Here is a 25,195-nt window from a genome sequence, read left to right on the forward strand (position 1 = left end):
GGAATCGGATAAAAGCGGGATGATCCCGAAGGTGCCTCAGGCTGATCCGGTTGTGGATCAAGCGTGAATTCAGGCGTGCCGGAACGGCGCGTTAACCTGAACCGCGTGAACTGGGCGCCTTATTATGACGGAGAGACGACGGTTGCATCCGCCTTGGCTGGTGTGGACTCCGGCTCCGAGAATGGAGATGGACGATGAGTAAGGTCAGCGGCGGCGATTCCAAGAGCACGCTCTACTGCTCCTTCTGCGGCAAGAGCCAGCACGAGGTTCGCAAGCTTATTGCGGGGCCCACCGTGTTCATCTGCGACGAATGCGTCGAGCTCTGCATGGACATCATCCGCGAGGAATCCAAATCCGCGCTGGTGAAGTCGAAGGATGGTGTCCCGACCCCCAAGGAGATCCGCAAGGTTCTGGACGACTATGTCATCGGCCAGGAGCACGCCAAGAAGGTGCTCTCGGTGGCGGTCCACAACCACTACAAGCGGCTGTCGCATGCGTCCAAGCACAACGATGTCGAGCTGGCGAAGTCCAACATCCTGCTGATCGGGCCGACCGGTTCGGGCAAGACGCTGCTCGCGCAGACCCTGGCCCGCATTCTCGACGTGCCCTTTACCATGGCCGATGCCACGACCCTGACCGAGGCCGGCTATGTCGGCGAGGATGTCGAGAACATCATCCTCAAGCTGCTCCAGGCCTCCGACTACAATGTCGAGCGGGCGCAGCGCGGCATCGTCTACATCGACGAGATCGACAAGATCAGCCGCAAATCCGACAATCCGTCGATCACGCGCGACGTCTCGGGTGAGGGCGTCCAGCAGGCCCTGCTCAAGATCATGGAAGGCACGGTTGCCTCCGTGCCGCCGCAGGGCGGGCGCAAGCATCCCCAGCAGGAGTTCCTTCAGGTCGATACCACCAATATCCTCTTCATCTGCGGTGGTGCCTTCGCCGGCCTCGACAAGATCATCGCGGGTCGCGGCAAGGGCACGTCGATCGGCTTCGGCGCCTCCGTCAAGGGTCCCGACGAGCGCCGCACCGGTGCGATCTTCCGCGAGGTCGAGCCTGAGGATCTGCTGAAATTCGGTCTGATCCCGGAATTCGTCGGCCGTCTGCCGGTTCTGGCGACGCTCGAGGATCTCGACGAGGCGGCCCTGAAGACCATCCTGACGGAGCCGAAGAATGCGCTGGTGAAGCAGTATCAGCGCCTGTTCGAGATGGAGGACACCGAGCTGACCTTTACCGACGAGGCGGTCAGCCTGATCGCCCGCAAGGCGATCGACCGCAAGACCGGCGCGCGCGGCCTTCGCTCGATCATGGAGGGCATCCTGTTGGAGACGATGTACGAACTGCCGGGTCTCGACGGGGTCGAACAGGTCGTCATCGGTCCCGAGGCGGTTGAGTCCAAGTCGCGGCCGCTGTTTATTTATTCGGAGCGCGAAGACGAGGCCAAGTCGGCGTCGGCCTGAAGGCGCGACTGCGAAGGTCTCTTTGCGATCTGCGCGGGCCCTGTCCGAATGCTCTTAGTTGTGGAGACATTGAACGCGCGCCGTTGGCGCGCGTTTTGCGTATCGGAGGATTGGTCTGCTTGGCGGTATCGAGCGTATGCTGGCATAAGAACTGGGTACCCAGCGCCTAGCTGATGCGAAGTCAGGCCGCACTCTGTACTGGTGCAAATTGACGCGCTGCAAACTTCTGGGGTCAACCTCCGCCGGCTCGCTTGAAAGCCGGCGCGGAAGTCTCCACTTTAGCTTCACCCGCGAGAGTCGCATGCCTGTTGAGGGTGCGGCGCGCGGGGGCGGATGGGGTGAATGGTCGCCCCGATCGCAAACGTCCGAACGCTTCGCCCATCTTGGGGCTGCGCCGGGCGCAACCACAAAGGAAAAGTCATGACTGGCTCGGCGCCCCGCGCTCCTTTCGTTTCCGGTGAGACTGGCCTCTATCCGGTTCTCCCCCTGCGCGACATCGTCGTCTTCCCTCACATGATCGTGCCGCTCTTCGTCGGCCGCGAGAAGTCGATCCGTGCCCTCGAGGAGGTCGTCAAGACCGATGGCCTGATCCTCCTCGCCACGCAGAAAAATGCCGGAGACGATGATCCGGAAACCAAGGACATTTACGAGATCGGTACGCTCGCCCGCGTGCTGCAACTGCTCAAGCTGCCCGACTCCACCGTCAAGGTGCTGGTCGAGGGCGTCGGCCGCGCCAAGGCAACGGCCTATGTCGCCGACGAGGCCTTCTATCAGGCCGAGGCTGTCGGCCTCGCGGAGGAAGAGGGCAAGAAGGTTGAAATCGAGGCGCTGGGCCGCTCCGTCGTCAGCGAGTTCGAGAGCTATGTGAAGCTCAACAAGAAGATCTCGCCCGAGATCGTTGCCGCCGTCTCGCAGATCGACGAGCCCTCCAAGCTCGCCGACACGGTCGCCTCGCATCTGGCGGTCAAGATCGCGGACCGCCAGGCGGTGCTCGAGATCACCCATGTCGCACATCGGCTTGAGAAGGTCCTCTCGCTGATGGAAAGCGAGATGTCGGTGCTCCAGGTCGAGAAGCGCATCCGCTCGCGCGTCAAGCGCCAGATGGAGAAGACCCAGCGCGAATATTATCTCAACGAGCAGATGAAGGCGATCCAGAAGGAGCTCGGCGACGGCGAGGAGGGCCGCGACGAACTGGCCGAGCTCGAAGAGCGCATCGCCGGCACCAAGCTCTCCAAGGAGGCCCGCGACAAGGCCATCGCGGAGCTGAAGAAGCTACGCCAGATGTCGCCGATGTCGGCCGAAGCCACCGTCGTGCGCAACTATCTCGACTGGATGCTCGGCATTCCGTGGGGCAAGAAGTCGAAGATCAAGAAGGACCTGCCTGCGGCCCAGGCGGTGCTCGATGACGATCACTTCGGCCTCGACAAGGTCAAGGACCGCATCGTCGAGTACCTCGCGGTGCAGCAGCGCACCAACCGGCTCGCCGGGCCGATCCTGTGCCTCGTCGGCCCTCCGGGCGTCGGCAAGACCTCGCTTGGCAAGTCGATCGCCAAGGCCACGGGCCGTGAGTTCGTGCGCATGTCGCTCGGCGGCGTGCGTGACGAGGCCGAGATCCGCGGACATCGGCGCACCTATATCGGCTCGATGCCCGGCAAGATCATCCAGTCGATGAAGAAGGCCAAGACCGCCAATCCGCTCATCCTGCTCGACGAGATCGACAAGATGGGTCAGGACTTTCGCGGCGATCCGTCGGCGGCCCTTCTTGAGGTGCTCGATCCCGAGCAGAACGGCACCTTCAACGACCATTACCTCGAGGTCGATTACGACCTGTCGAACGTCATGTTTGTGACCACGGCCAACACGCTGAACATCCCGCCGGCCCTGCTGGACCGGATGGAGGTCATCCGCATCGCCGGCTACACCGAGGATGAGAAGACCGAGATCGCGCGGCGTCACCTGATCCCCAACGCGATCAAGAAGCATGGCCTCGAATCCAAGGAATGGTCGATCGACGACGACGCGCTGCAGACGCTGGTCCGCCGCTACACGCGGGAGGCGGGCGTCCGCAATCTCGAGCGCGAGCTGTCCAACACCGTCCGCAAGGCGGTCAAGGACATCGTCTTGACCGACAAGAAGAAGGTCGCGGTCAACACCGAACTGCTCGAGGAGTATCTCGGCCCGCCGCGCTATCGCTATGGCATGGCGGAAACCGAAGACCAGGTTGGTGTTGTCACCGGGTTGGCCTGGACCGAGGTCGGCGGCGAGCTTCTGACGATCGAAGGCGTGATGATGCCCGGCAAGGGCAAGATGACCGTCACCGGCAATCTCAAGGAGGTGATGAAGGAATCGATTTCGGCGGCGGCTTCTTATGTCCGCTCCCGCGCTGTCGATTTCGGCATCGAGCCGCCCTTGTTCGATCGGCGCGACATCCATGTCCACGTTCCCGAAGGGGCGACCCCGAAGGACGGGCCTTCAGCCGGCATCGCCATGGCGACCTCGATCGTCTCTGTCCTGACCGGAATCCCGACCAACCGCGACGTCGCCATGACCGGCGAGGTCACGCTGCGGGGCAGGGTGCTGCCCATCGGCGGGTTGAAGGAGAAGCTGCTGGCGGCGCTTCGCGGCGGTATCAAGAAGGTGCTGATCCCCGAGGACAACGCCAAGGACCTCGTCGATCTGCCGAAATCCGTGAGGGAGGGGATGGAGATCATCCCGGTCTCGCGAATGGAGCAGGTGCTTCAGCACGCGTTGACCCGGGTCCCGGCGCCGATCGTCTGGGAAGAGGATCTGAAGGCGGTCCCTGCCAAGGCTGTCGATGAGGATGCGTCGGGCGTCATCGCCCACTGAGCCCGTCGTTTCTGAACCGTGATGAGCCGCCGGCGCGAGAGCGCCGGCGGCTTTGTTTCGCCGGGTGCTCGTGCCGGTGAGGGAGGATTGCCCGCCATGACGTCTGGTGGCTCCCCCGTCGGGAATCGCGGGCATGCCCGGGGGCACGTTCCCTATCTCAGGGCAGCTTGCACGGCGGCCACCGAATCCATCAGCGGGGTGGCTGAATCGAGTCTCAGCACCGGTGTGGTCTGTAAGGCGAGCCAGGCCTCGTGCCCAACGCGGCTGCGCTGCTCCGGTCCGGCCGTATCATAGGCGGCGGCCCAGGTGAGAATGCTGCGCTCGCCACTTCGATGTCGCCGCCGGCCGCGATGCGGGCACGTAATGATCAGCAGGCCCTGCCGGGCACCGAGCAGACGGGCTGTGGTGAAGGGTGGATCGGTCGGCAACCAGTCGATCGCGTCCGAATCGCTGTGCGGGATCGCCAGGCAAGTCCCAGCGGTCGCGGCGCTTGATGCCCGCGGCATCAGGCCTTAAACCCACATGGCAGGGGCGGTTAGCTCAGTTGGTAGAGCGTCTCCTTTACACGGAGAGGGTCGGCGGTTCGAGCCCGTCACCGCCCACCAGCCATGACACGGCAACTTGTCGCTGAAAACGCGCAGCGGAGGCGGCGGACCTGATCGCACGAGCCCGCCCTCGTTCGACACATCTGCGAGCCATCCAGCGCAAATCCACCGACACGACGATTTGCCGGCGCTTGGCGCTTGACACTTTCCGTCCCGCGCCATAATCCCAACCCCGCTGAGGGCGAGCCCCTCACTGCCCTGCGCGGGCGTAGCTCAGTTGGTTAGAGTGCCGGCCTGTCACGCCGGAGGTCGCGGGTTCGAGCCCCGTCGCCCGCGCCATTATGTTCCCATCAAATCAAAAGCTTGTAGAAACGGCTCGCCGAGCTGTGAACATGCGCTGCTGTAAAGTTGGGCAATAAGCTGGCAGACGTCGCTGGTTCGGAAGAAGATGCGCTCTGCGCAGCATGATTTTCCCCCATTTTTTAGCAGAGGGCCCGGAGGGCGTCACGCGCCGGTCGGGCGTCCGATCTGCAACGGTGGTTGGCATGGCAGTTGCTGATCAGACAACTCGGGCCTGCTTGAGGATCATTGCTATTTCGACACGCTGTTGCGGATTGTCGCTGGCTTCATTCAGCAGGGTAATGACAAGGTGCGGCCGAGAATTTCGCTGGAAAATTTTGGCGCTGCCGCACTCCGGCTCGATAATGACGCGAAGCCCAGCCGTTTCACGATAGGACAACGCCTTGCCTAAACCCGAGCTGATCGTCGCCCTCGGCGACGCCCGTTACCTGATCGAGCGGCCCTTTGGCTCCTGGCCGCAGAATGCCGGCTTCGTCACCGATGTGACGGTCGATGCCCGCGGGCACATCTTCGTCATGCTGCGGCATGATCCGCTGACGCAACCCGACGATCCGCGTGTGATCGAACTCTCGCCGGAAGGGGACTATCTCGGCGGCTGGGGCGGCGATCTCATCGCCGATTCCCATATGCTGACCGCCGATGCTCAGGGACGCATCCTCTGCGTCGATCGCGACATGCATGAGATCGTGATCTGCTCGGCGGCAGGCGAGCGCCTGGGTGGCCTCGGCCAGCGTGGCGAGCCGCTCTCGCCCTTCAACCACCCCACCGATGTGCATGTCTCGGCCTGGGGCGACATTTATGTCGCCGATGGCTATGCCGCGAGCCGCATCCATCGCTTCTCGGCCTATGGCGTCCATCTCCAGAGCTGGGGCGAGCACGGCGCGGGCGAGGGCCAGTTCGGCTGGCCGCATGCGCTGTGGACCCATGCCGATGGCCGCGTCGTCGTCGTCGATCGTACCCACAACCGCGTCCAGGTCTTCGACCGCAATGGCGAGCACCTCGCGACCTGGAGCCATTTCCGCGACCCTGTCGCGATCTGGGGCGACGAACACGGCAACACCTATGTCACCGACACGCAACCGACGCTGCAGAAGATCGGCCCGCGCGGCGAGAGGCTCGGCCGCTGCCGGCCCTTCCTGAACGGCGCCCACGGCATCTACGGCATGCCCGGCGGCGACATCCTGTTGGCCGAGAGCAATCCGAGCCGGCTGACGCGGCTGAGGTTGCTGAACGAGTAGGATTGGAACCGCGCCGATTGGAAAAGCTAGGCGTGGCCTCGCCTGGATTGGGGGGCGATCTTGGCCCGGGAAAGCGCCTCGCGCTCCCGCTCCGATGCGATCCAGCGTTCTCGATGGGTATGAATTTTTAAACATCGCTTAACCGTCGCATGAGCGTCACAGCGCCGGCCTATCGCAATCATATGAACACGAGCGACATTCATTTGAACACGGCGATGGGCTCCGACCGGCGGCAGTTGGCGATTGCCGATATGCTGCGCAGCCGGGACTTCATCAGCGTCGAAGAGCTGGCCACGCATTTTGCCGTCGCCACGCAGACGATCCGCCGCGACCTCGTCGCGCTCTGCGATCAAGGCGTCGCCAGGCGGCGACATGGCGGCATCGAGAGCCTGGCCAGGTCCGGAAATCTGACATTCAAGGATCGTCGCGTGCTGAATCGCGAAGCCAAACAGAGCATCGCGGCGGCTGTCGCGAGCTGGGTCGGCGATGGCGAGTCGATCTCGCTGGGCATCGGCACGACCACCCAGTTCGTCGCCGAGGCGCTGCTGTCGCATCGGCAGCTCAAGATCGTCACGAACAATCTGCCGCTGGCGATGATGGTCGGGCAGAACTCGGATTTCTCGCTGGCGATCGCCGGAGGCGCCGTCCGCGGCGGCGATCTCGACGTCTGCGGCTCGACGGTCGAGAGCTTCTTTGCCTCCTACAAGGTCGATATCGCCATTTTCGGTGTCGGCGGGATCGATGAGGACGGCTCCCTGCTCGATTTCTCGGAAGAAGAGGTGCGCGCCCGCGAGGCGATGCTGCGCCACTGCCGCAAATCCTACCTCGTCCTCGATTCCTCGAAATTCGCGCGTCCCGCCCATGTCCATGGCGGGCGCATCGATCAGGTCACTGCCGTGTTCTGCGAGGCAGATCCGCCGGCGGCGATCCTGCAGATGCTGGACCAGTCCGGCGTTCGGTTCGTCAAAAGCACGGAGCCGGCCGTGAGGCCGTAGCCCAAAGTCACGAGGCTGCTCCGGACAAGGCGCGGCCCGCCATCAAAACCCGTTTTTCATTCATGCCCGCAGCAAACCTGCTGCCGGGAACGATCGACGCTGCCTATTTCTGGAGATGAGTCATGGCTGACATGCCCGTTCTGTACGCCCATCGCGGCACCAATCCTTATACGGACAACCAGTATGACGCCTATCATTGGGCGTTCAAATACGGGGCGGACTTCATCGAGACCGACTTCCGCCTGACCAAGGACGGTGCGCTCGTCAGCTATCACGACGACCTTCCCGGCGGCATCGCGAACATGACCCTGGCGGAGGTCCGGGCCGTGGTTCCCGGCGTCGTCACCCTCGAGCAGGTCATCGCGCTGACCAAGCAGATGGAGATCGAGACCGGCCGGAAGCTCGGCATCCTGATCGAGACCAAGAGCACCGGCTATGCGACCTACGACGCCCTGCTTTCAAAGCTCGTCGCCAGTGATTTCGTCGATCCCGAGCGGCTCGTCTTCCAGACCTTCGCGACCGACCACAACGTCATCCGCGACCTGATGGAAACGAAGTACCAGATCGATCTCCCCCTCGTCTGGCTGACGAACAACATCACCGACGCGAAGATCGCCGATGTGACGAGCCCCACCGGCTCGATGGGCGTGCTGGACGCGCTGGCGCCGCAGATGGCCCTGATCACGGCGGAGACGGTCGCCGCGGCCCAGGCTGCCGGGCTCAAGGTCAATGGCTGGACCGTCGCCGGCACCGAGGCCGATGTCCGCAACGCCCTCAACTTGGGCGTGGACGGCATCATCAACGACAACACGCAGCTGTCGCGCCCTGCGCTCGAAAAGCTCCTCAACAACGCCACCGTCGCCTACGGCACCGATCTGGGCAGCGAGATCAACGGCGGCGTCGGCGCCGACGTGATCTATGCCATGTCGGGGGATGACATCGTCCGCGGCGGCGTCGGCGACGACGTGCTCTATGGCGATGCCGGCAATGATCTGCTCTTCGGCGGGGCCGGCAACGACAAGCTCATCGGCGGTTCGGGCCGTGACTATCTCGCCGGCGGCGACGGAATTGACGTGCTCACCGGCGGCGCAGGCAACGACGTGATTGTCGCGACCGGCGACCAGGTGATCTTCCGCGCCGGCGACGGCATCGACCTGGTTTCGCTCGACGCCTCCAGCACGATCGTCTTCGAGGGCGTCGCTCCAGCCAGTGTCAGTGTCATCCGCAACGGCAACAACCTGATCATCCGCTCCGGCAGCGACGCGCTCGTCCTGCTCGATGGCGTCGACCCGGCCCATCAGCCCGCCTCGATCACCACCGCCGACGGTTTCACCTTCACGGGTGCCGAGCTTGCGGCGTTCGCCGTGGAGGGCAGCGATGCCGAAGTCGCCGCCGTTCTGCCCGAGCTCCAGGCCGTGCTGGCGAACGCGCCCAGCCTTGCCATTCCCTCGACGGTCGCGGTCGGCACGGATCTGATCGCCGAGGGCGCTTTCCCGGACGACACCCTGTCTTACCCTGTCCAGAGCGTCGAAACCGGCGCCACCTATCGCCTGAGCTTCTCGCTGGCCGACCTGCCCTCGGGCGATGACGGTGTGCGTGTGCTCTGGGGCGGCGCGGTGGTCTATGAGGGCGTGCCCTCCGCGACCGCGGACAAGTTCCACGTCCTGGTCGCCGGCGGGACTGGTGACGGCTCCAACAAGCTCGTCTTCGAGGGCGCAGGCTCAAGCTTCGGTGCCACGCTTGACGACCTCCGCCTCGTCAAGATCGCCGATCCGGTGCTTCCGACGCCTGGCAATGTCGCGCCACAGACGCCCGATGTCGACCTGACGATCAGCCAGGGCATCCCCTTCGAGGGCAAGGTCGTGGCCACGGACGCCAATGGCGACGTGCTGACCTACCGTCTCGGTGACGGCCCGGCTCATGGCACGCTCGTTTTCAACGCCGACGGAAGCTACAAATACACCCCGGCGACCGGCTTCACCGGCGCCGACAGCTTCAGCTACCTGGTCAATGACGGCCATGGCGGCATCGTCGAGTCAGCCGTTACCCTGACGGTCGCCGAGGGAATCCTCCTCGGGACCGATCTCATGATCAATGGCAGCTTCGAGGATCTCAGCGAATCCTCCGGCAACAACGGCCCGAGCGACTGGGGCTACCGCAACCAGGACGGCCAGATCCTCGGCTGGACCAACGTCAACAACAAGCGCATCGAGCAGCATTGGGACAATTATGGCGGCGTTGTCGCCAAGGATGGCCGGATCTGGATCGACATGGATCATTCGCAGACCGGCACCACCGTCGATCGGATTGGCCAGTCGATTGCGCATGTCGAACCCGGCGCGACCTATCGGGTCAGCTTCTCGCTCTCCGATTCCGACGCCGTCAATCATGACGACGGCGTCAAGGTGCTGTGGAATGGCGAGGTGATCTTCGACGGCCTGCCGCCGCAGGGCAGCGCCAGCTGGACAACCCTGAGCTTCGATGTGGTCGGCGGCTCCGGCAATGGTGCCAACCGGCTCGAATTCATCGACAAGGGCGTCTCGGATTCCTGGGGCGCCGGCGCGGCGCTGGACGAGGTCAAGTTCGTCAAGGTCGCCAATGCCGGCGACACCCTGCCGGTGAACCAGGCCCCGACGGCCGTGGACGGCGAGGCCGAAGGCCTGAAGGATACCGTCTTCACCGGCACGCTCTCCGCCTCGGATCAGGATGCCGGAGCTTCGCTGGTCTACAGCCTTGCCGAGGGGCCGGCCCATGGCACGGTCCTGATCTACACGGACGGCACCTATCGCTACACGCCGACCGCCGGTTTCAGCGGTGCCGACAGCTTCACCTTCCTGGTGGATGACGGGCATGGCGGCAAGGATACGGCGACGGTCGATCTGACGGTCAAATCCTCGAACTCGTCGGTGGCGATCGGCACCGATCTCATCGTCAACGGCAGCTTCGAGGACATCAGCCAGTCCGGCAATTACAACGGCGGCTCCGATTGGGGGTACCGGAACACCGATGGCCAGATCCTCGGCTGGAACAACGTCACCTTCAAGCGCATCGAGCAGCACCTCGATAATTATGGCGGCGTCGTCGCCAAGGATGGCCGGTTCTGGATCGACCTGGACGGCGCGGGCCAGACGGCTCGCAACCGGATCGGCCAGACGATCACCGAAGCGGAAACCGGCGCGACCTATCGCTTCAGCTTCGCGCTGTCGGACTCCGACGTTGGGCGCTACGACGATGGCGTGACCGTCCTGTGGAACGGCGAGGTCATCTTCAACGGCCTGCCGCCGCAGACCAGCGCGAGCTGGACGACGCTGAGCTTCGAGGTCGTCGGCGGTTCCGGAAACGGCACCAACCGGCTCGAATTCATCGACACCGGCGTGAAGGACTCCTGGGGAGCGGGCGTTGCGCTCGACGACGTCCATTTTGTCAAGATCGCCGATGCCGGCGACACGCTGCCGATGAACCAGGCTCCGACGGCGGTGAATGCCGAGGCAACCGGCCTGATGAACACGCTCGTTACCGGGCAGGTCACGGCCGCGGATGCCGATGCCGGCGCGTCGCTGATCTTCAGCCTCATGCAGGGCCCGTCGCACGGTTCGGTCTTCGTCTACACCGACGGCACCTACCGCTACACGCCGACGGCCGGTTTCACCGGCGAGGACAGCTTCACCGTCCTGGTGAATGACGGACGCGGCGGCACCACCCAGGCCACGGTCAGCCTGACCATCGCCCCGCCCAACGCAGCCCCCGTCGCGGCCGATGATTCCGGCCTCGGCACGGACTATGGCGCGGCGCTGACCATCGGTTCAGCCGCCCTGCTCGCCAATGACAGCGACGTCAACGGCGACACGCTGACGATCCTGTCGGTCGCGGCGGGCACCGGCGGAACCGTCACGCTCGATCCTCAGGGCAACATCGTCTTCGTTCCCGAGGCGGGCTTCTCAGGCGACGCGTCGTTCAGCTACACCGTCTCCGACGGCAAGGGCGGCACGGCGAGCGCAACCGTGATCGTCGCGGTCGCCCCTTATGTCCCGCTCGGCACGCCTGGCGACGACGTGCTTGTCGGCACGGCGGGTGACGACGTCATCGCCGCGCAAGACGGCGACGACGAGGTTGCGGGCGGCGTCGGCAACGACGTCATCGACGGCGGCGAGGGTGACGATACTCTGCTCGGCGAGGCCGGCGACGATCTGCTCAAGGGCGGCGAAGGCGACGACACGCTCGAAGGCGGCGAAGGCGACGACGTTCTGATCGGTGGCGCCGGCGATGATCTCCTCGACGGCGGCGACGGCATCGACACGGCCGATTACTCCACCGACACGGCCGGCGTCAGGGTCGATCTCGCGGCGGGAACCGCGTCGGGCGACGAGGCCGGCGCGGACGAGCTGGTCTCGATCGAGACCGTCATCGGCGGCGCGGGCAACGATATCCTGCTCGGCGATGACGGAGACAACCGCTTCGTGGCCAGCGCCGGCGACGACATCATCGATGGCGGCGCGGGCATCGACACCCTCGACCTCTCGCAGGCGACCGGGCCGATCACCGTCGATTTCGCGGCGGGCAAGGCTTCCGGAAACGGCATCGGCACGAACAGCTTCACCAACATCGAGAAGCTGCTCTTTGGCACCGGCAATGACATCGTCACCGGCGGCAACGGCGCCGACGCCTTCGACGGCGGCGCGGGCAGCGATACGCTCAAGGGCGGGGCCGGCGACGACATGCTCTGGGGCGGCGCGGGCGACGACATGCTCGACGGCGGCTCCGGCCATGACGCGATCTTCGGCGGCACCGGCAACGACACGATCAAGGCCGGCTCCGGCAACGACGTGATCGAGGCCGGTTCGGGCGACGACATCGTCGATGCCGGCTCGGGCGACGACATCGTGCTCGGCGGCGCCGGCAACGACATCATCGACGGCGGCTCGGGTGCCGACCGGATCGAGGGCGGCGCAGGCGACGACATCCTGACCGGCGGGTCCGGCCACGACGTCTTCGTCTTCGCGGCGGGCTTCGGCAAGGACAGCATCACCGACTTCAAGACCGCCGGCACGAGCGCCGATGTGATTGAGTTCTCGACGGCCCTCTTCGCCGATTTCGACGAGGCGATCGACGCCGCCACCCAGGTCGGCGCCGACACCGTCTTCACGATCGACGCCGACACCACGCTGACGTTGAAGGGCATTCAAATCGCGAGCCTCGCGCAGGACGACTTCCGCTTCGCTTGATTAGGACGCTTGTTGAAAACCAAAAAGGGGCGCCCGCAACGGCGCCCCTTTCCCATCAAAAGGTGTGCGCCAGCAGACTCGCCATCCTTCCCAACAGCACTGTGGACGATCCGTCACCGTCGGGGGCCGATAGATCCGGTTAACGATAAGTTGCTGATTTGGTGCCAAGGCTACGCAACCATGCGGGTCTCAGGCAGTTGGCGTGAGGTAACCTGGAGCTACCATGTCCAAACCCGTTGTCCTGGTCGTCGAGGACGAGCCCCTCATCCGTATGGATGCCGTAGGGATGATCGAAGATGCGGGCTATGAGGTGCTTGAGGCCTCCAGCGCCGACGAAGCGATTGTTCTGCTCGAATCGCGCGAGGATATTCGCGTGGTGTTCACCGATATCGAGATGCCGGGCTCGATGGACGGCCTGAAGCTCACCCACGCCATCCGCAAACGCTGGCCGCCGATCGTCCTGATCCTGGCATCGGGCCGCCTGACGCCCCAGACGTCCGAAATGCCCTCCGAAACCGTGTTCCTGCCAAAGCCTTATCGCGAAGCGCAGCTTCTCGAAATTCTTGCGAAAATCGACTGACGCCTTCGGGCAATCATTCGGCGAGCTTTGCGGTCTTCAGCTTGAGATTGACGATGACGCCTTCCGCCGACCAGTTGTAGTCGATCGAACCGCCGAGCTGGCCGGAGATGCTGCGGACCACCAGTTTGCTGCCATAGCCACCGGCGCCGTTGGGCGGTTCGACCGAGGGGCCGCCACGCTCGGTCCAGACGATCGTGGTCTCATCCTCGTCGGAGGCACCCGACACATCAAGCGTACCGGCGTCGGCGGACAGTGCGCCGTATTTCAGCGAGTTCGTCGCCAATTCGTGGATGACGAGCGACAGCGCCGTCGCGGCCGCCTCACCGACACCCATGCGGGGAACGGCCACCCGGATACGCCCGCTGAAGGCACCCATGTCCTCATAGGGCGAAAGCAGGATCGACAGCAGGTCGCCCAGCAGGGCGGCGGTGCCCTGATGCCCGGGCAGGGGGCGAACCAGGTCATGGGCCCGCCCCAGCGCCGCCAGCCGCCCCGTCAGATCCGACGCCATCTCGGCAGCCGTGCTTGTCGAACGCGACGTGATATGGGTCAGCCCCATGGCGATCGCCAGCAGGTTCTTGACCCGGTGGCTCATTTCGCCTGCAAGCAGTTCGTGCCCCTCTTCGGCTTGCTTGCGCCCGGTGACATCCAGGAAGACGCCGTACATCAGTCCCTTGTGCAGCCCTGAATCGTTGCCGAGACCGCGCGCCGAAATCCAGCGGATCTCGTCGCCGACCAGAATGCGGAAATCGATTTCATAGGGGCCCACAATCCCGCGCGTTGCCGTAAAGGCCGCGCGAACCCGGTCCCTGTCGGCGGGGTGAATGTGAGCGGACAGATCTTCGAACCTGACCTCGTCGCTATAGGGCACGCCCCACATCGCGAAGGCCTGCTCGTCCATGGCGAACCCGTCATCGTCGACATTCCACGCCCACAGCGCAACGCCAGCGGCGCGAACCGCCCGGCGCAGGCTGGCTGCGTCCCATTCGAGAGAGGTGTTTTGCGGCATGACGAACTCGGCGGTGACAGGGCGGCCTGATCTCTAGAGGACAAGCCGCTAAACAGCCACGTTTCTTCGCTCAACTCGTGCCCGGGGCAGACACAGGCGATGCGGTCGATGCCTCACGCTGACGCTGACAGGGCAGGGTCGGGGAGCGGCGCCACTGACGAAACCTGCCCTGTCTCGTCTTCTCACCAAGGGCGGCGCGGCCCCGTATCGACATGGAGAATGCCGTTCCAGTAAACCTTGTGACCGCCAACCTCCGGCAGGGCCCGAACCCATTCCATCACGCTGCGGGGACGAACGCCCGGTACCCGGAAATCGACCGCCTCGCAGCGGCGATGATAGGAACCGCGCCGTGCCCGCCAGAGCGGCCGCCAGGTCGAGGTGACTTTGACTGCGCCATATTTGTCCGAGATTTTGGCGAGAATAAGCTTCAACCGCTGTGGCAGGCAGGCGGTCGATGTGCCGGGATCCGTCGAGATTCCCGGCCTGTCGGGTTTTTCATTGGGGTCGAATGCGGGTTCTGCGCCGGCTTTTTGACCGGGCGTCAATTGCGGCCATTCGGGCCCCTGATCCTCGTCAGGTTCAGCCATCATCGGCGAGGTTGCGCCAGGGGGCGACGGCTCGGCCGCCTCGGCGGGGGGCGGTACGACGATCGGGGGCAGTGTCGGACTGCCCAACAGATCCAGATCGAAGGGCCGCTGCGGTGGAAAGGGCGCGCGCATCATCTGCCCGTCCTGCGCGGACGCGGTCGCGACACAGGAGAGCGCCAGCACGATGCCGGCGACGGAGGCTAGCCGCATGATCAGGGTGTCGGCGCCGGGATGAAAATCGCACGGGTCTCGGCGCCAACGAGGGCCAGTTCTGGCGATTTGGTGCACAACGCCATCAAGGCTGTCGGCGCGGCCGTGATCTTTTCGAGGTCGAGCAAAGGTCGCATGGCGCTTCCGGCGAAGTAGCCCGCCAACCACAGCGAGAGCTGGGTCTGGTCGTTCTCGCTCATCGCGGTGAAATCGGTGCATCTGGCCCGGGTCAAATCAACGCCCTCGGCCTGGACACCGGACGCAACCGACACAAGCAGCAGGGTCGATGCTGCAAGAAACGGCACTGCGCCTTTCGGAACGGTCACCATCGAAAGAAACCAGGAACGCGCGCGCATTGGGCGCCTTTCACGAAATGCGCGGCTTGCACCGCCAGGACTTGCACCGCCTGGACTTGCATTGCCAGGAAGCGATTCGCGGCGAGTGTGTCGCGTCACGCCAGCATCTGCCAGCGAGAAGCCCGCGATATGCGGCGAAAATCCGGCGCGATCGAAACCCTGGTCCGAAATCGGTTGCGAAAAAGGCCGCGCCTGCGTCGCATACAACCCGGTTGCGCGATGCTGCGGTGCGGCGAAGTCTTGCTTCATTCTAATGACAGGTCTAATCGACACCAACGGCGCGCCGCCGTCGTCCGTTGGGAGCGGGATCGTCCATGCAAGCTCTTCCAGTGCCATCCCTGCTGAACGACTATCTGCCCTTGGTCATCTTCATCGGCGTCGCCGCGTTCATTGGCCTGGCGCTGCTGGTCGCCCCTTTCGCGATCGCCTATTCGAACCCCGATCCCGAAAAGCTCTCGGCCTATGAGTGCGGCTTCAACGCCTTCGACGATGCGCGCATGAAGTTTGATGTCCGGTTCTATCTGGTGGCGATCCTGTTCATCATTTTCGATCTCGAGGTCGCGTTTCTATTCCCCTGGGCGGTCGCCTTCGGCGGGCTTGGCTGGTATGGGTTCTGGTCGATGATGCTCTTCCTTGGCGTGCTGACCGTCGGCTTCGTCTATGAGTGGCGCAAGGGTGCGCTGGAGTGGGACTAACTGTCGCCTCGCAAGCCCAAAGCTCGCGGCATATCTGACAGTTACGGTTCACGAGGATACGAAAATGGCAACAACAGCGATCGACCGCGGCGATCCGCTCGTCGCGCCAGCGCCCAAGGGCCTGCTCGGGCCCGATGGTCTGCCTGTCGGTCAGCGCGACCCGTTTTTCACCGCGATCAACAGCGAATTGGCTGATAAGGGCTTCCTCGTCACCGCGACCGACGACCTGATCAACTGGTCGCGGACGGGGTCGCTGATGTGGATGACCTTCGGTCTCGCCTGCTGCGCCGTCGAAATGATGCAGCTTTCGATGCCGCGCTATGATGTCGAGCGCTTCGGTTTCGCGCCGCGCGCCTCTCCGCGCCAGTCCGACGTGATGATCGTGGCCGGCACGCTGACCAACAAGATGGCGCCGGCCCTGCGCAAGGTCTACGACCAGATGCCCGAGCCGCGCTATGTCATCTCGATGGGCTCCTGCGCCAATGGCGGCGGCTATTACCACTACAGCTACTCGGTGGTGCGCGGCTGCGACCGCATCGTGCCGATCGACATCTATGTGCCGGGCTGCCCGCCGACGGCGGAAGCGCTGCTCTATGGCGTGCTGCTGCTGCAGAAGAAGATTCGCCGCACCGGCACGATCGAGAGGTGAGCCATGGCTGATCCGATTGATATGATCATGCCGATGCTGCGCGAAATGCGGACGGAGAACGCTGCGCTTCACAACCAGCATTCGGTTCGGTTCGATCTCCTTGAGCACCGCTTGGCGAAGATCGAGGGTCAGATGACGTCGTTCAAGCATGCGCTGACATCCGACACGCTGATGACGCGCTTGCTCACCGGCGAGTTCGAGGAGCGCATCGAGGCGCTCGAAGCCAAGGTCCGCGAATTGGAGTTGCACAAGTGAGCGAAGCGCTCCTAGCACTCGGTGAAGAGATCAAGGCGGCGCTGCCGGGCGCCGTGACGGAGGCCGTCATCGCCTTCGGCGAGCTGACTCTTCATGCCGAAGCTGCGTCGATCCTCGAGGTGATGCGGACGCTCGCCAGCGACCGGCGCTTCCGGTTCGTGAATTTCACTGACATCGCCGGTGCCGACTATCCCGGCCGCGAGAAGCGCTTCGACGTCGTCTACCACCTGCTCGCGCCCTATTCGAACCGCCGCATCCGCGTGAAGGTCCAGACCGACGAGGCGACGCCTGTCCCCTCGATCATCGAGGTCTTCCCGGCGGCGAACTGGTACGAGCGCGAGGCCTACGATTTCTACGGCATCCTGTTCTCCGGCCATCCCGATTTGCGCCGTATCCTCACCGATTACGGCTTCGAGGGTTATCCGCTGCGCAAGGACTTCCCGCTGACCGGCTATGTCGAGGTTCGCTACGACGACGAGCAGAAGCGCGTCGTCTACGAGCCGGTGAAGCTCAACCAGGAATTCCGCAACTTCGATTTTCTCTCGCCCTGGGAGGGCACGGACTACGTGCTGCCGGGCGACGAAAAAGCGAAGACGGCGTGATCGGAGCCGGCCATGTCAGAGCATAACATCCGGAACTTCTCGATCAATTTCGGCCCGCAGCACCCGGCCGCCCATGGCGTGCTGCGCCTCGTGCTGGAACTCGACGGCGAGGTCGTCGAGCGCGTCGATCCCCATATCGGCCTGCTCCATCGCGGCACCGAGAAGCTGATCGAGGCCAAGACCTATCTCCAGGCGCTGCCCTATTTCGATCGTCTCGACTATGTCGCGCCGATGAATCAGGAGCATGCCTACTGCCTGGCGGTCGAGAAACTGATGGGCGTCACGGTGCCACGCCGTGGCCAACTCATCCGCGTGCTCTACTCCGAGATCGGCCGCATCCTCTCGCATATCCTCAACGTCACCACGCAGGCGATGGACGTCGGCGCGCTGACGCCCCCGCTCTGGGGCTTCGAGGAGCGCGAGAAGCTGATGATCTTCTATGAGCGCGCCTCGGGCTCGCGCATGCATGCGGCCTATTTCCGGCCCGGAGGGGTGCATCAGGACCTGCCGACCTCGCTGATCCACGACATCGCCGAGTGGTGCGATCCGTTCCTGCAGGTCTGCGACGATCTCGAAGGCCTTTTGACCGACAACCGCATCTTCAAGCAGCGCAATGTCGATATCGGCGTGGTCGATCTCGAGACCTGCTGGAAATGGGGTTTTTCGGGCGTGATGGTGCGCGGCTCCGGCGCCGCCTGGGATCTGCGCAAATCGCAGCCCTATGAATGCTATGACGAGATGGAATTCGACATTCCGGTCGGCAAGAATGGCGACTGCTACGACCGCTACTGCATCCGCATGGAGGAGATGCGCCAGTCCGTGCGCATCATGAAGCAGTGCTGCGAGAAGCTTCTGTCCGCCGATGGCGGTGGCCCGATCTCGTCGCTCGATGGCAAGATGGTGCCGCCCAAGCGTGGCGAGATGAAGCGCTCGATGGAAGGGCTGATTCACCACTTCAAGCTCTACACCGAGGGCTTCAAGGTGCCGCAGGGCGAGGTCTATGCCGCTGTCGAGGCCCCCAAGGGCGAATTCGGCGTCTATCTCGTCGCCGATGGCACCAACAAGCCCTATCGCTGCAAGGTCAAGGCGCCGGGCTTTGCCCATCTCCAGGCCATGGATTTCATGTGCCGCAAGCACATGCTGGCGGATGTCTCCGCGATCCTGGGCTCCCTCGATATCGTCTTTGGTGAAGTTGACCGCTGATGTCCGTCCGTCGTCTCGCCCCCGATCACGTTCAGCCCGCTTCCTTCGCTTTTGACGCGGCGAATGAGAACTGGGCCGACCAGCAGATCGCGAAGTACCCCCAGGGCCGCCAGGCCTCGGCGGTAATCCCGCTGTTGTGGAAAGCCCAGGAACAGCATGGCTGGGTGCCGCGCGCCGCAATCGAGGCGGTCGCGCGCAAACTCGGCATGGCGCCGATGCGCGTCATGGAGGTCGCGACCTTCTACACCATGTTCAACCTGCAGCCGGTCGGTGAATATTTCGTCCAGCTTTGCGGCACCACGCCCTGCGCGCTGCGCGGTGCGGAAGCGCTGAAAAAGGTCTGCCTCGACGTCATCGGCCCGCAATCGACGGTGAGCGCCGACGGCAAGCTCTCTTGGCTCGAGGTCGAATGCCTCGGCGCCTGCTGCAATGCTCCGATGGCGCAGATCAATGTCGATTACTATGAGGATCTGACTCCGGAGAACTTCACCGCCCTGCTGGAGGATCTCCGGCACGGCCGTCCGGTCAAGACCGGCTCGCAAACCGGACGCTCCGGCTCGGAGCCGCTCGGCGGAGGCGAAACGCTGAAGGATCCGGCACTCTATGACGGCACGGTGATCGGCGCGGGCGACTGGCAGGCGCGCGTCACCGAGCAGCGCAAGGCGGCAGCCGAAGCCGCCGCCGCCAAGGCCGCCGCCGAGGCCGAGGCCAAGAAGGCCGAGGCAGCCAAGACCGATGTGAACAAGTCCGATATGACCAAGGCCGACGCCACCGCGGCCGCTGCAACAAAGCCGGCGACCGAGACTGCGGCGCCCGGGCGCCCCAAGCCTTCGGAGCCGGGCCAGCCCACGAGCGCCGCCAATGACACGCCCGCCGCTAATGGCAAGGTCGATGCCAAGTCGGCTGCGGAATCGGCCAAACCGGCCGAAGCCCCCGCCGACAAGCCGGTGAAGTGAGGTAGAGACAATGCTCGCCGATCGCGACCGGATTTTCACCAATCTCTACGGCCTTCACGACCTGTCGCTGAAGGGCGCCATGGCGCGCGGCGCCTGGGACGGCACCAAATTCCTGCTCGAGCAGGGCCGCGACTGGATCATCGACGAGATGAAGAAGTCCGGTCTGCGCGGGCGCGGCGGCGCTGGCTTCCCGACCGGGTTGAAATGGTCCTTCATGCCCAAGGTCAATGACGGGCGCCCGCACTATCTCGTCGTCAATGCCGACGAGTCGGAGCCAGGCACCTGCAAGGATCGCGAGATCATGCGCAACGACCCGCATACGCTGGTCGAGGGCTGCATGATCGCCTCCTTCGCCATGGGCGCGCACGCGGCTTACATCTATATCCGCGGCGAATATGTCCGTGAGCGCGAGGCGCTGCAGCGCGCCGTCGACGAGGCCTATGAGGCCAGGCTCATCGGCCAGGACAACATCCACGGCTATCCCTTTGATCTCTATGTCCATCACGGCGCAGGCGCCTATATCTGCGGCGAGGAGACGGCCCTGCTCGAAAGCCTTGAGGGCAAGAAGGGCATGCCCCGGATGAAGCCGCCATTCCCGGCCAATGTCGGCCTGTATGGCTGCCCGACCACGGTGAACAACGTCGAATCGATCGCGGTCGCGCCGACCATCCTGCGTCGTGGAGCGGCGTGGTTCTCCTCGCTCGGCAACCCCAACAATGTCGGCACCAAGCTGTTCTGCATTTCGGGCCATGTGAACAAGCCCTGCAATGTCGAGGAGGTGATGGGCATCACCTTCCGCGAGCTGATCGAGCGGCATTGCGGTGGCGTGCGCGGCGGCTGGGACAACCTTAAGGCGGTCATTCCTGGCGGGTCCTCGGTGCGGATGGTGCCGGCCGAGCAGATCATCGACACGCCGATGGATTTCGACTCGCTCTCGAAGCTGAAATCGGGCCTCGGCACGGCCGCCGTGATCGTGATGGACAAGTCGACAGACGTCATCCGCGCCATTGCCCGCCTGAGCCATTTCTACAAGCATGAGAGCTGCGGCCAGTGCACGCCCTGCCGCGAGGGCACCGGCTGGATGTGGCGCGTCATGGAGCGCATGGTCGAAGGCCGCGCCCAGAAGCGCGAGATTGACATGCTGCTCGACGTCACCAAGCAGATCGAGGGCCACACCATCTGCGCGCTCGGCGACGCCGCAGCCTGGCCGATCCAGGGCCTGATCGCGCATTTCCGTCATGAGATTGAACAGCGCATCGACGACTATGCCGTCAACCCGCACAGCGAGCCCGTGCGCCTGATGGCGGCGGAGTGACGACGATGAGTGACGAGCCCGACAACATCGTTCTGGTGATGCTTCGGCGTATCGACGCCAAGCTCGATCGCGTCGGTGAGGACGTTCACAATTTGAAGGTGCGCATGACCTCGGTCGAGGAGGGCATGGCGGCGATGAACCGGCGTGTCGATCGGATCGATGAGCGGCTGGATCGGATCGAGCGCAGGCTCGATCCGACGGAAGTGCGGTGAAGGCAAGCTGATGACCAAACTGATCATCGACGGCATCGAAGTCGACGTACCGGCCGAATACACGGTCCTGCAGGCCTGCGAGGCGGCGGGCGCCGAGGTGCCGCGCTTCTGCTTCCATGAGCGGCTCTCGATCGCCGGCAACTGCCGCATGTGCCTCGTCGAGGTGAAGGGCGGCCCGCCCAAGCCGCAGGCCTCCTGCGCCATCGGCGTGCGCGACCTGCGCCCCGGCCCCAATGGCGAGCCGCCTGTGGTCTCGACCAAATCGCCCATGGTCAAGAAGGCGCGCGAGGGGGTGATGGAGTTCCTCCTGATCAACCACCCGCTGGACTGCCCGATCTGCGACCAGGGCGGCGAGTGCGACCTCCAGGACCAGGCCATGGCCTATGGCGCCGACACGTCGCGCTTCGCCGAGAACAAGCGCGCCGTCGAGGACAAATATATCGGCCCGCTGGTCAAGACCTCGATGAACCGCTGTATCCAGTGCACGCGCTGCGTCCGTTTCACCACGGAGGTTGCGGGTGGGCAGGATCTCGGCGCAATCGGGCGCGGCGAGGACATGGAGATCACCACCTATCTCGAGCAGGCGATGACCTCGGAGCTTCAGGGCAACGTCGTCGATCTCTGCCCGGTCGGTGCGCTGACCTCGAAGCCCTATCAGAACAAGGCCCGGCCCTGGGAGCTGACCAAGACGCAGTCGATCGACGTGATGGACGCCGTCGGCTCGGCCATCCGCGTCGATTCCCGTGGCAAGGAGGTCATGCGAATCCTGCCCCGCCTGAACGAGGCGGTGAACGAGGAGTGGATCTCCGACAAGACCCGCCACATCGTCGACGGCCTGCGCACGCAGCGGCTCGACCGGCCCTATATCCGCCAGAACGGAGCGCTGCGCCCCGCGTCGTGGACTGAAGCCTTTGCGCTGATCGCGGAAAAGGTGAAGGCGACAAGCCCGGCGAAGATCGGCGCGATCGCCGGCGATCTCGCCGCAGTCGAGGAGATGTTCGCGCTCCAGAGCCTGATGGGCTCACTCGGCTCGGCCAATCTCGATTGTCGTCAGGACGGCACCAAGCTGCATCCGAAGTTCGGCCGCGCCAGCTACATTCTCAATGCCGGCATCGCCGGAATCGAGCAGGCCGATGCACTGATGATCATCGGCGCCAATCCCCGCAAGGAGGCGCCGATCCTAAACGCGCGTATCCGCAAGCGCTGGCTGCGCGGCGATTTCACGCTCGGCCTGATCGGTGAGAAGGTCGATCTGACCTATGACTACGCCTATCTCGGCGCGGGTCCCGATACGCTCGCTGGTTTCGTCGATCACGCGCCGGCCAACCGTCAGAAGCCGATGCTGCTGATCGGGCAGGGCGCTCTCGCCCGCCCGGACGGCGAAGCGATCCTGGCCATGGCAGCCAAGGCGGCCCGTGCGCTCGGCGTCGTCAAGGACGGCTGGAACGGTTTCGGCGTGCTGCATACGGCCGCCTCCCGCGTCGGCGGGCTCGATCTCGGCTTCGTGCCGGGAGAGGGCGGCCTCGACGTCGCCGGCATGCTCGCACCCGGTGCCCTCGACGTGCTGTTCCTGCTCGGGGCCGACGAGATCGAGGTGCCGGCGGGCGCCTTCGTGGTCTATCAGGGCACGCATGGCGACAAGGGCGCGCATCGCGCCGATGTTATCCTGCCGGGCTCGGCCTACACCGAGAAGTCCGGGACCTACGTCAACACCGAAGGCCGCGTGCAGATGACCGACCGGGCCACCTTCCCGCCGGGCGATGCCCGCGAGGACTGGGCGATCCTGCGGGCTCTTTCGGCCGCGCTGGGCCAGACGCTGCCCTTCGATTCGCTGTCGGGACTGCGCAAGACGCTCTATCAGGCGCATCCGCATTTCGCCGCGCTCGACACGCTGCAGACGGCGGATGCCACCGGGCTCGGCCAGCTCGCCGATCTCGGCGGCAACACCGACAAGGCGGGCTTCGTTTCGCCGATCGCCGATTTCTACCAGACCAACCCGATCGCGCGCGCCTCCGCCGTGATGGCCGAATGTTCGGCGCTGGCCTCGGGCCGGCTGCAGCAGGCGGCGGAGTAAGCGGCCATGAACTGGGACCTCGTTCTCGATCTCGCGATCATGCTGGGCAAGAGCTTCCTGCTCATCGCCTGCCTGCTGGTCTTCATCGCCTATATCCTGCTGGCCGATCGCAAGATCTGGGCGGCGGTGCAATTGCGGCGCGGCCCCAACGTGGTCGGCCCCTTCGGCCTGTTCCAGAGCTTCGCCGATCTGCTGAAATTCGCCTTCAAGGAGCCGATCATTCCGTCGGGCGCCAACAAGGGCGTCTTCCTGTTGGCGCCGCTGGTCACCTGCCTGCTGGCCCTGTCGGCCTGGGCGGTGATTCCGGTCGCCGAAGGCTGGGCGATCGCCGACATCAATGTCGGCATCCTCTATGTGCTGGCGATCTCGTCGCTGGGCATCTACGGCATCATCATGGCCGGCTGGGCCTCGAACTCGAAATACCCCTTCATGGGCGCGCTGCGCTCGGCCGCGCAGATGGTCTCCTATGAGGTCTCGATCGGCTTCGTGATCATCACGGTGCTGCTCTGCGTCGGCTCGCTGAACCTCTCGGCGATCGTCGAGGCGCAGAACGGCCGGTTCGGGATGTTCGGCTGGTACTGGCTGCCGCTGTTTCCGATGTTCGTGATCTTCTTCATCTCGGCGCTGGCGGAGACGAACCGGCCGCCCTTCGACCTGCCCGAGGCGGAATCGGAGCTCGTCGCCGGCTACATGGTCGAATACTCCTCGACCCCGTATCTGCTGTTCATGCTCGGCGAATACGTGGCGATCATGACCATGTGCGCCATGATGGTGATCCTGTTCCTCGGGGGCTGGCTGCCGCCGTTCCCCGTAGCGCCCTTCACCTGGGTGCCAGGCGTGGTCTGGTTCATGCTCAAGGTCTGCGCCGTCTTCTTCATGTTCGCAATGGTGAAGGCCTTCGTGCCGCGCTACCGCTACGACCAGCTGATGCGGCTGGGCTGGAAGGTGTTCCTGCCGCTGTCGCTGGTCTCGGTCGTGGTGGTGGCCTTCGTGCTGCAGCTCACGGGCTGGGGTCCGGTGCGCTGATGGCGGTCTCGGCCGGCCTGATCGGCGCGTTGATCGGGCTCGTGCTGGGGATCGTGGAATACCGGATCGTGTCTGGCGTGGTCATCGGGGCCTTGCGCCGGACCGATCGATCGCAGACCCAGGCCGAGCGCGACGATTACGAGCGTCGCATCGGTTTGGTCAGGGTGGCGCTGATGGTGCTGATGATCGGCGTCACGCCGGTGCTGGGTTATCTCATCGGCCAGACGGTGTTTGGCTGAGTTGGAAGGACGAGAAGGCGATGTCGCTCGCACAAGCCGCCAAGGGTCTGCTGCTGAAGGAGTTCGTCGGCGCGTTCGCGCTGTCGATGCGCTATTTCTTCAAGCCGAAAGCGACCTTGAACTACCCCTTCGAGAAGGGGCAGCTCAGCCCGCGCTTCCGCGGCGAGCATGCCTTGCGTCGTTATCCTAACGGTGAAGAACGCTGCATCGCCTGCAAGCTCTGCGAGGCGATCTGCCCGGCCCAGGCGATCACCATCGAGGCTGGCCCGCGCCGCAACGACGGCACGCGCCGCACCACGCGCTACGACATCGACATGACCAAGTGCATCTATTGCGGCTTCTGCCAGGAGGCCTGCCCGGTCGATGCCATCGTCGAGGGACCGAACTTCGAGTTTGCGACCGAGACCCGCGAGGAGCTGTTCTACGACAAGGACCGGTTGCTGGCGAACGGCGCCCGTTGGGAGCGCGAGATCGCGCGCAACATCGCGATGGATGCGCCGTATCGGTGAGAATTGACCATCTCCGACGTCATTCCGGACAAGCTGCGCAGCAGCGCT

General features: G+C 64.4%; 21 protein-coding genes and 2 tRNA genes. 20 read left to right on the forward strand and 3 right to left on the reverse strand.

Going from position 1 to position 25,195, the window contains the following annotated elements; all coding sequences use genetic code 11:
• Positions 1 to 194 precede the first annotated feature (194 nt).
• The 8 genes from clpX (at position 195) to IP69_RS02990 (ending at position 13,250) form a co-directional block, all read left to right on the forward strand.
• A complete protein-coding gene (gene clpX / locus IP69_RS02950) occupies positions 195 to 1,463 on the forward strand; it encodes an ATP-dependent Clp protease ATP-binding subunit ClpX (protein ID WP_054141291.1) in 1,269 nt (422 codons plus the stop codon).
• A gap of 420 nt (positions 1,464 to 1,883) precedes the next feature.
• Complete coding sequence (lon, locus tag IP69_RS02955) at positions 1,884 to 4,310, forward strand: endopeptidase La (RefSeq protein WP_054141292.1); 2,427 nt, start codon at positions 1,884 to 1,886, stop codon at positions 4,308 to 4,310.
• A 529-nt stretch (positions 4,311 to 4,839) separates the two neighbouring features.
• A tRNA-Val gene (locus IP69_RS02965) sits at positions 4,840 to 4,915 on the forward strand.
• Positions 4,916 to 5,117: 202 nt separating this feature from the next.
• Positions 5,118 to 5,194: transfer RNA gene (locus tag IP69_RS02970), tRNA-Asp, on the forward strand.
• 404 nt (positions 5,195 to 5,598) lie between these two features.
• Positions 5,599 to 6,453 (forward strand): peptidase, encoded by an 855-nt coding sequence (locus tag IP69_RS02975; RefSeq protein ID WP_054141294.1) that lies wholly within the window; start codon positions 5,599 to 5,601, stop codon positions 6,451 to 6,453.
• A gap of 149 nt (positions 6,454 to 6,602) precedes the next feature.
• A complete protein-coding gene (locus tag IP69_RS02980; protein WP_248306679.1) occupies positions 6,603 to 7,448 on the forward strand; it encodes a DeoR/GlpR family DNA-binding transcription regulator in 846 nt (281 codons plus the stop codon).
• 122 nt (positions 7,449 to 7,570) lie between these two features.
• Positions 7,571 to 12,670, forward strand: coding sequence for an Ig-like domain-containing protein (locus IP69_RS02985; protein WP_054141295.1), 5,100 nt, complete (start codon positions 7,571 to 7,573; stop codon positions 12,668 to 12,670).
• Between the two features lie 223 nt (positions 12,671 to 12,893).
• Entirely contained in the window at positions 12,894 to 13,250 is a 357-nt protein-coding gene (locus IP69_RS02990) for a response regulator (protein ID WP_054141296.1), read from the forward strand.
• Positions 13,251 to 13,263: 13 nt separating this feature from the next.
• Here the strand turns inward: IP69_RS02990 and IP69_RS02995 are convergent, their stop codons facing one another.
• From IP69_RS02995 to IP69_RS21265, 3 genes are all read right to left on the reverse strand, one after another.
• On the reverse strand, positions 13,264 to 14,259 hold the full coding sequence (locus IP69_RS02995) for a sensor histidine kinase (protein ID WP_054141297.1): 996 nt from the start codon (positions 14,257 to 14,259) through the stop codon (positions 13,264 to 13,266).
• Between the two features lie 182 nt (positions 14,260 to 14,441).
• Complete coding sequence (locus tag IP69_RS03000) at positions 14,442 to 15,056, reverse strand: D-Ala-D-Ala carboxypeptidase family metallohydrolase (protein ID WP_054141298.1); 615 nt, start codon at positions 15,054 to 15,056, stop codon at positions 14,442 to 14,444.
• Between the two features lie 2 nt (positions 15,057 to 15,058).
• Entirely contained in the window at positions 15,059 to 15,661 is a 603-nt protein-coding gene (locus tag IP69_RS21265; RefSeq protein WP_197279633.1) for an HdeA/HdeB family chaperone, read from the reverse strand.
• An 80-nt stretch (positions 15,662 to 15,741) separates the two neighbouring features.
• Here IP69_RS21265 and IP69_RS03010 point away from each other — a divergent pair, with 80 nt between their 5' ends.
• The 12 genes from IP69_RS03010 (at position 15,742) to nuoI (ending at position 25,147) form a co-directional block, all read left to right on the forward strand.
• Positions 15,742 to 16,107, forward strand: coding sequence for an NADH-quinone oxidoreductase subunit A (locus IP69_RS03010; RefSeq protein WP_156323269.1), 366 nt, complete (start codon positions 15,742 to 15,744; stop codon positions 16,105 to 16,107).
• Positions 16,108 to 16,171: 64 nt separating this feature from the next.
• The gene (locus IP69_RS03015) at positions 16,172 to 16,756 is read left to right on the forward strand and encodes an NADH-quinone oxidoreductase subunit B (RefSeq protein WP_054141301.1); all 585 of its coding nucleotides are present in this window, start codon (positions 16,172 to 16,174) and stop codon (positions 16,754 to 16,756) included.
• Positions 16,757 to 16,759: 3 nt separating this feature from the next.
• A complete protein-coding gene (locus tag IP69_RS03020) occupies positions 16,760 to 17,011 on the forward strand; it encodes a hypothetical protein (protein ID WP_054141302.1) in 252 nt (83 codons plus the stop codon).
• Complete coding sequence (locus IP69_RS03025; RefSeq protein ID WP_054141303.1) at positions 17,008 to 17,613, forward strand: NADH-quinone oxidoreductase subunit C; 606 nt, start codon at positions 17,008 to 17,010, stop codon at positions 17,611 to 17,613. The genes IP69_RS03020 and IP69_RS03025 overlap by 4 nt, the downstream gene beginning before the upstream one ends.
• A 12-nt stretch (positions 17,614 to 17,625) precedes the next feature.
• Positions 17,626 to 18,816, forward strand: a complete 1,191-nt coding sequence (locus IP69_RS03030) for an NADH-quinone oxidoreductase subunit D (RefSeq protein WP_054141304.1) — start codon at positions 17,626 to 17,628, stop codon at positions 18,814 to 18,816.
• A complete protein-coding gene (gene nuoE / locus IP69_RS03035; protein WP_054141305.1) occupies positions 18,816 to 19,772 on the forward strand; it encodes an NADH-quinone oxidoreductase subunit NuoE in 957 nt (318 codons plus the stop codon). The genes IP69_RS03030 and nuoE overlap by 1 nt, the downstream gene beginning before the upstream one ends.
• A 10-nt stretch (positions 19,773 to 19,782) precedes the next feature.
• Positions 19,783 to 21,087: an NADH-quinone oxidoreductase subunit NuoF gene (gene nuoF, locus IP69_RS03040; protein WP_054141306.1), complete on the forward strand. Its 1,305-nt coding sequence runs from the start codon at positions 19,783 to 19,785 to the stop codon at positions 21,085 to 21,087.
• A gap of 5 nt (positions 21,088 to 21,092) precedes the next feature.
• Positions 21,093 to 21,299: a hypothetical protein gene (locus IP69_RS03045; protein WP_054141430.1), complete on the forward strand. Its 207-nt coding sequence runs from the start codon at positions 21,093 to 21,095 to the stop codon at positions 21,297 to 21,299.
• Between the two features lie 10 nt (positions 21,300 to 21,309).
• Positions 21,310 to 23,373: an NADH-quinone oxidoreductase subunit NuoG gene (gene nuoG / locus IP69_RS03050; RefSeq protein ID WP_054141307.1), complete on the forward strand. Its 2,064-nt coding sequence runs from the start codon at positions 21,310 to 21,312 to the stop codon at positions 23,371 to 23,373.
• 6 nt (positions 23,374 to 23,379) lie between these two features.
• Positions 23,380 to 24,399, forward strand: a complete 1,020-nt coding sequence (nuoH, locus tag IP69_RS03055) for an NADH-quinone oxidoreductase subunit NuoH (protein WP_054141308.1) — start codon at positions 23,380 to 23,382, stop codon at positions 24,397 to 24,399.
• On the forward strand, positions 24,399 to 24,638 hold the full coding sequence (locus IP69_RS03060) for a hypothetical protein (protein ID WP_054141309.1): 240 nt from the start codon (positions 24,399 to 24,401) through the stop codon (positions 24,636 to 24,638). The genes nuoH and IP69_RS03060 overlap by 1 nt, the downstream gene beginning before the upstream one ends.
• Before the next feature lie 20 nt (positions 24,639 to 24,658).
• Entirely contained in the window at positions 24,659 to 25,147 is a 489-nt protein-coding gene (gene nuoI, locus IP69_RS03065) for an NADH-quinone oxidoreductase subunit NuoI (protein ID WP_054141310.1), read from the forward strand.
• The last annotated feature ends 48 nt before the right edge of the window (positions 25,148 to 25,195 follow it).

Source organism: Allobosea sp. AAP35, from assembly GCF_001295925.1.
Lineage (GTDB): Bacteria > Pseudomonadota > Alphaproteobacteria > Rhizobiales > Beijerinckiaceae > Allobosea.

Excerpts from the sequence above, each read along its gene's own strand:
- clpX (WP_054141291.1), top strand. The coding sequence starts at position 195 with ATGAGTAAGGTCAGCGGCGGCGATTCCAAGAGCACGCTCTACTGCTCC.
- lon (WP_054141292.1), top strand. The coding sequence starts at position 1,884 with ATGACTGGCTCGGCGCCCCGCGCTCCTTTCGTTTCCGGTGAGACTGGC.
- IP69_RS02980 (WP_248306679.1), top strand. The coding sequence starts at position 6,603 with ATGAGCGTCACAGCGCCGGCCTATCGCAATCATATGAACACGAGCGAC.
- IP69_RS02985 (WP_054141295.1), top strand. The coding sequence starts at position 7,571 with ATGGCTGACATGCCCGTTCTGTACGCCCATCGCGGCACCAATCCTTAT.
- IP69_RS02990 (WP_054141296.1), top strand. The coding sequence starts at position 12,894 with ATGTCCAAACCCGTTGTCCTGGTCGTCGAGGACGAGCCCCTCATCCGT.
- IP69_RS02995 (WP_054141297.1), bottom strand. The coding sequence starts at position 14,259 with ATGCCGCAAAACACCTCTCTCGAATGGGACGCAGCCAGCCTGCGCCGG.
- IP69_RS03000 (WP_054141298.1), bottom strand. The coding sequence starts at position 15,056 with ATGCGGCTAGCCTCCGTCGCCGGCATCGTGCTGGCGCTCTCCTGTGTC.
- IP69_RS21265 (WP_197279633.1), bottom strand. The coding sequence starts at position 15,661 with ATGAAGCAAGACTTCGCCGCACCGCAGCATCGCGCAACCGGGTTGTAT.
- IP69_RS03015 (WP_054141301.1), top strand. The coding sequence starts at position 16,172 with ATGGCAACAACAGCGATCGACCGCGGCGATCCGCTCGTCGCGCCAGCG.
- IP69_RS03020 (WP_054141302.1), top strand. The coding sequence starts at position 16,760 with ATGGCTGATCCGATTGATATGATCATGCCGATGCTGCGCGAAATGCGG.
- IP69_RS03030 (WP_054141304.1), top strand. The coding sequence starts at position 17,626 with ATGTCAGAGCATAACATCCGGAACTTCTCGATCAATTTCGGCCCGCAG.
- nuoE (WP_054141305.1), top strand. The coding sequence starts at position 18,816 with ATGTCCGTCCGTCGTCTCGCCCCCGATCACGTTCAGCCCGCTTCCTTC.
- nuoF (WP_054141306.1), top strand. The coding sequence starts at position 19,783 with ATGCTCGCCGATCGCGACCGGATTTTCACCAATCTCTACGGCCTTCAC.
- IP69_RS03045 (WP_054141430.1), top strand. The coding sequence starts at position 21,093 with ATGAGTGACGAGCCCGACAACATCGTTCTGGTGATGCTTCGGCGTATC.
- nuoG (WP_054141307.1), top strand. The coding sequence starts at position 21,310 with ATGACCAAACTGATCATCGACGGCATCGAAGTCGACGTACCGGCCGAA.
- nuoH (WP_054141308.1), top strand. The coding sequence starts at position 23,380 with ATGAACTGGGACCTCGTTCTCGATCTCGCGATCATGCTGGGCAAGAGC.
- IP69_RS03060 (WP_054141309.1), top strand. The coding sequence starts at position 24,399 with ATGGCGGTCTCGGCCGGCCTGATCGGCGCGTTGATCGGGCTCGTGCTG.
- nuoI (WP_054141310.1), top strand. The coding sequence starts at position 24,659 with ATGTCGCTCGCACAAGCCGCCAAGGGTCTGCTGCTGAAGGAGTTCGTC.